Source organism: Acinetobacter sp. QJM3NY_42, assembly GCF_056173745.1.
Map to the genome: position 1 here is coordinate 1 of NZ_JBWBVH010000005.1, position 4,507 is coordinate 4,507.

At 31.6% G+C, this 4,507-nt stretch carries 5 protein-coding genes; 4 read left to right on the forward strand and 1 reads right to left on the reverse strand.

Annotation, left to right across the window (positions count from 1 at the left end; all coding sequences use genetic code 11):
- The 4 genes from repM to AC0VYT_RS14970 all read left to right on the forward strand — a co-directional run bounded on the left by repM (position 1) and on the right by AC0VYT_RS14970 (position 3,399).
- Positions 1 to 942, forward strand: coding sequence for a replication initiation protein RepM (gene repM / locus AC0VYT_RS14955; protein ID WP_005404815.1), 942 nt, complete (start codon positions 1 to 3; stop codon positions 940 to 942).
- A 409-nt stretch (positions 943 to 1,351) separates the two neighbouring features.
- Positions 1,352 to 2,044, forward strand: a complete 693-nt coding sequence (locus AC0VYT_RS14960) for a hypothetical protein (protein WP_005404814.1) — start codon at positions 1,352 to 1,354, stop codon at positions 2,042 to 2,044.
- Between the two features lie 162 nt (positions 2,045 to 2,206).
- On the forward strand, positions 2,207 to 2,752 hold the full coding sequence (locus AC0VYT_RS14965) for a recombinase family protein (RefSeq protein ID WP_005404813.1): 546 nt from the start codon (positions 2,207 to 2,209) through the stop codon (positions 2,750 to 2,752).
- 245 nt (positions 2,753 to 2,997) lie between these two features.
- Positions 2,998 to 3,399, forward strand: a complete 402-nt coding sequence (locus AC0VYT_RS14970; protein ID WP_005020626.1) for a plasmid replication DNA-binding protein — start codon at positions 2,998 to 3,000, stop codon at positions 3,397 to 3,399.
- 38 nt (positions 3,400 to 3,437) lie between these two features.
- Here the strand turns inward: AC0VYT_RS14970 and AC0VYT_RS14975 are convergent, their stop codons facing one another.
- Positions 3,438 to 3,758: a hypothetical protein gene (locus AC0VYT_RS14975; protein ID WP_005404882.1), complete on the reverse strand. Its 321-nt coding sequence runs from the start codon at positions 3,756 to 3,758 to the stop codon at positions 3,438 to 3,440.
- Positions 3,759 to 4,507 lie beyond the last annotated feature (749 nt).

Genomic DNA, 4,507 nt, shown 5'->3' on the forward strand with positions numbered 1-4,507 from the left:
ATGAGGGAATTGGTTGTAAAAGATAATGCATTGATCAACGCAAGCTATAATTTAGATTTAGTAGAACAAAGACTAATTTTACTCGCAATTGTTGAAGCCAGAGAAAGTGGAAAGGGGATTAATGCAAATGATCCCTTAGTTGTTCATGCAGAAAGTTATATCAATCAATTCAATGTGCATAGAAATACAGCTTATCAGGCTCTTAAAGATGCCTGTCATGATCTATTCGTAAGACAATTTAGTTATCAGAAGGTTAATGATCGAGGAAACGTTGAACATTATCGCTCTCGTTGGGTAAGTGAGATTGGTTATGTAGATAATGAAGCCATAGTTAAACTTATATTTGCTCCAGCTATTGTCCCTTTAATTACGAGATTAGAAGAACAATTTACAAAGTATGAATTACAACAAGTAAGTCAATTAACTAGTGCCTATGCTGTGAGATTGTATGAACTCTTAATTGCTTGGCGTAGTACAGGAAAAACTCCAGTGATTGAGTTGGCTGACTTCCGTAAAAGGATTGGCATACTTGAGACTGAATATAAGCGTATGGAGAGATTCAAAACCAGCGTTTTGGAATTAGCAATAAACCAGATCAATGAACATACTGATATTAATGTCGCATACGAACAACACAAGAAAGGTCGATCTATTGTTGGTTTCTCATTTAATTTCAGTCAGAAAGAAAAGAAAAAGATTCTTGAGAAAGCTCAAGTGAGTGAAGGTTTTAAGAAATTAACAGAAGCTCAAATTACTAAATACAGTACAGTTTTATCTAAATTACATGAACTTTCGGATCTTAGTACATTTCAAGATTATCAGAGCTTCTCTATTTGGATTGGGAATATTCTTAGAGAACCTGAAAGCGTAAGGTTTGAAACTGCTGAAAGGATATTCAGTAGTTTATTTAAAAGAACAGATTTTGCCTCTCCAAACAATTGAATTGTTAATTTATGTAACATCAATATCTAAATATAGTTGGTTTTTATTGGGTTGGTTTTTATATAAAATATATTATTATCAATATGTTAAATAAAAATAACACCTATTTCTTTAACATGGGTAACGAATAAAGACCAATTTTATTTACACAAGGATAACAAAACTTCATTAATTTTTATTTATAATCAGGTTGTCTAAAGTATAAAACTTAATGTACCTAATTATTTTTAATTTTTAATAAGCAAGCTCCTTCAATATTTCTCAACTTCAATAGAATCAAGCCTCTTGGCACAGCTAAGAAGCATAGGAGAACTATTGCCTGCTTTTTAATTGATTAATTATCTATAGGTAGTTAAGAGAGATACATAAAGACAATTACTATTAATTAAACAAAAGGAAAGGAGGATTAATGCCAAGGAAAAAGATTATTACTGCTGTAGGTGAATACAAAGGATATGAAATAAACGATAGATACGAATACGACAAGAATCAATTAGATTGGATCATAGGATCATTAGAATATTATCAAGGTTTATCAATTAACAATGATGATAGTGATTATGTTGTCTTTGATATAACAATAAATATTGAGGAAACGAGTAAAAGCCCATTCTTCAATATTAGTGACTTTGATGATGGTGCTAACTACCCAATATATTTCAATCCCAATCAATTAAAGACAATATTGCCTAGTGAATATTACTTTTATAGATGGACTAGAGAATTTAAGGAAGATTATGCAATGGGAGAGCATTACCATTTAATGGTGATAGCCAATCATTTCCCAATTACTAAACTTGATGAATTACGAAGAGAAGTCGAAAACCTTGAAGGGGTAAAGACAGCTTTTATATCTCCTAGAAAATTAGAAGATGATGATCATCGAAGAATAGTACATTTCCATTGGTTAAATAGAGAGATAAATTCTATCGATGGCCTTTATGATTCAATTAAGCGTCATTGTTATCGAGCAAAGTTAAATCAAAAGCTTCCTTTTATGCCTAGATCATTTGATGGTTGTCGTCATTTCAGACCACTTCTACCAGTAAGTGAAGTCAATTATGTTAGAAGAATACGGTCCTTGGACCTAGCTCTCTTCTAATATCAATTAAATCACAGAAATCCTAAGTATTTATTAGAGTAAACCCTATTGACTACAAAAACATGAATACAAAAGAAGTGCCTTAGTGTATTCAATAGGGTTGATATTTATTAATGAATACATTAGTATTGATACATCTAAGACTTAAAAGAATACAAAGCCATGTCAAAAGTTGCATATAAAAGAGTAAGTACTGCAGATCAAAATACAGCAAGACAATTAGACAGTATGACCTTTGATAAAGTTTTCGAAGACAAAATTAGCGGCAAAGACGTTAATAGACCTGCATTACAAGCAATGCTTGAATATGTGAGAGATGGTGATGAATTATATGTACATAGCTTAGATCGATTGGGCCGTAATACCGCAGATCTAATTGAGTTAGTTAATAAATTAAAAGACAAAGGTGTGACCATTATCTTTGAAAAACAGGGTTTAAAGTTTAAACCTGATACCAGCAATCCTATGAATGATTTAATGTTCACAATGTTAGCTGCATTTGCTCAATTTGAACGTGAATTACTGTTAGAACGTCAACGAGAAGGTATTGCAAAAGCGAAAGAAGAAGGGAAATACAGAGGAAGAATAAAGAAAATTGACGTTGATGAGATTAGAACAGCTATGAAGAAAGAAGGTGCTAGTTTCAGGAAAGTTGCAAAAGAGTTAGGCATCAGCTTAAGCACCGTACAAAGAGCTATGAAGCCCTAGGATATTTTGAAACAAACAGGGCATTGATTTTATTAGTGATGTTTTCTGGTTGAACATGAGTGTAAATATCGACTATTTTTTTAATTATAGGGACAAGTCTTGCTGATCCTCTAAAACTATGACCCTTTACATGTTAAATATTTATAAAACTGAGTGGCAATGTTTTAGTTTTTTCTGTCTTGTATGTGGTCATAAAACAATTAACATGTTACTCAATACAGGAGTTAACATGTGGACATATACTCATGGCAAGAATAAGTATAAATAAGGCATCACAAGATTTTCATATTAGTCGTAATACATTGTATAAACACATAAAACAGGGGAAAATTTCAAAAGATGCTGATGGTAAATTAGATACTGCAGATCTTGTCAGATTGTATGGTACACATGTTAGCACTCAACAAGAATTAACAACTGTTAACAGTTCAAAACCTGATGAAATTGTTCAGCTAGAACAATTAAAATCTGAAAATGAACAATTAAAGAAACATATAGCTATCAGTGAAATGCGTATCAATGAACTGAAACAGCAACTAGATTACGTTAAACAAAATGAATCATGGCTCAAGGAACAATTAGATCAAAAACGCATTGAACATGCCGAGACTAGAAAGAAAGGATTATTTAATAAATTATTTGGTTAATAAAAAGAAAGGGACCGAAGTCCCTTATCTCTTTTGAATTACCCAGCTTTTTTCATCCAATATTGTTCATATTTTCGAATAAAGTCTTGGATAATCTGATCCTTTAATAATTCACTGATATGGATACTCTTGATGAAGTATTGTTTTACAACAACAGTCTTCTTTTCCTTTGTTACTTCTCGAAGACTTCTATCATCAATAGGCCAGAAATCAGCACGTAATTCGCTGATCCTGCATGCAGCATATCCAGTATCAATATGATTCCACATTTCTTTATTTTTAATTTGATGACCTAACAACAAACGATAAAGAATTGAGGCTTTGTGTGTATCCACACGTGGTGTTTTTGGTGTAAGCATGATGCTTCTCCATATTTTGGAGTTAGCAACAACACTATATTCAGATGAATTGTATGAGAAGTTCTATAGCGTTAACTTGAACCGATCAATGAATTCTGTTAAAATCGATATACAAAACATGACTTAAGTATATGATTTTTATCCTTTTATAGTGCTATTGCATCACTCCTAAGGGCTAAAAGTCTAGACTTACAAACTAAGGGAAGGCTGCTAGTAACAGTTTTCCCTTTTTTTGTTTTCAAAAAAGGTATTCCCGATTTTTTAGATCGTAAGTCGTTTGTGATCTTACTGAGCATAAATGCGTCAAATACAATCACTTATTGGATTATATCAGCTCTTTTTAAAAGGAGCTATACGTAGATGCGATTTTAAGCTCATTTTAGACCACTAAACATTAAAATATAGGAACGTACCATTAATAGTATTATATTAACTTCTGTGAGCTCTCACGAGCATATAGAGGCATGTTTGTAAACACTCTTGTGTACATGTATAAAAGATCTTTTTTTGTTCTATTAAAATCAAAATTCGTTTTAAAGTTTTTAAATATAATTTTAATTGCTTTTAAGTAACTGTAAGAATATGTTTTTTAATTAATTATTAATAGATATGACACCGTTTACCTTGCAATATGACACTGTTTACCTTGCAATATGACACTGTTTACCTTGCGATATGACACCGTTTACCTTGCATATGACACAATTATTAATTATTGTGCTGTTAATAAAAATTAATTTAGGTGTTCC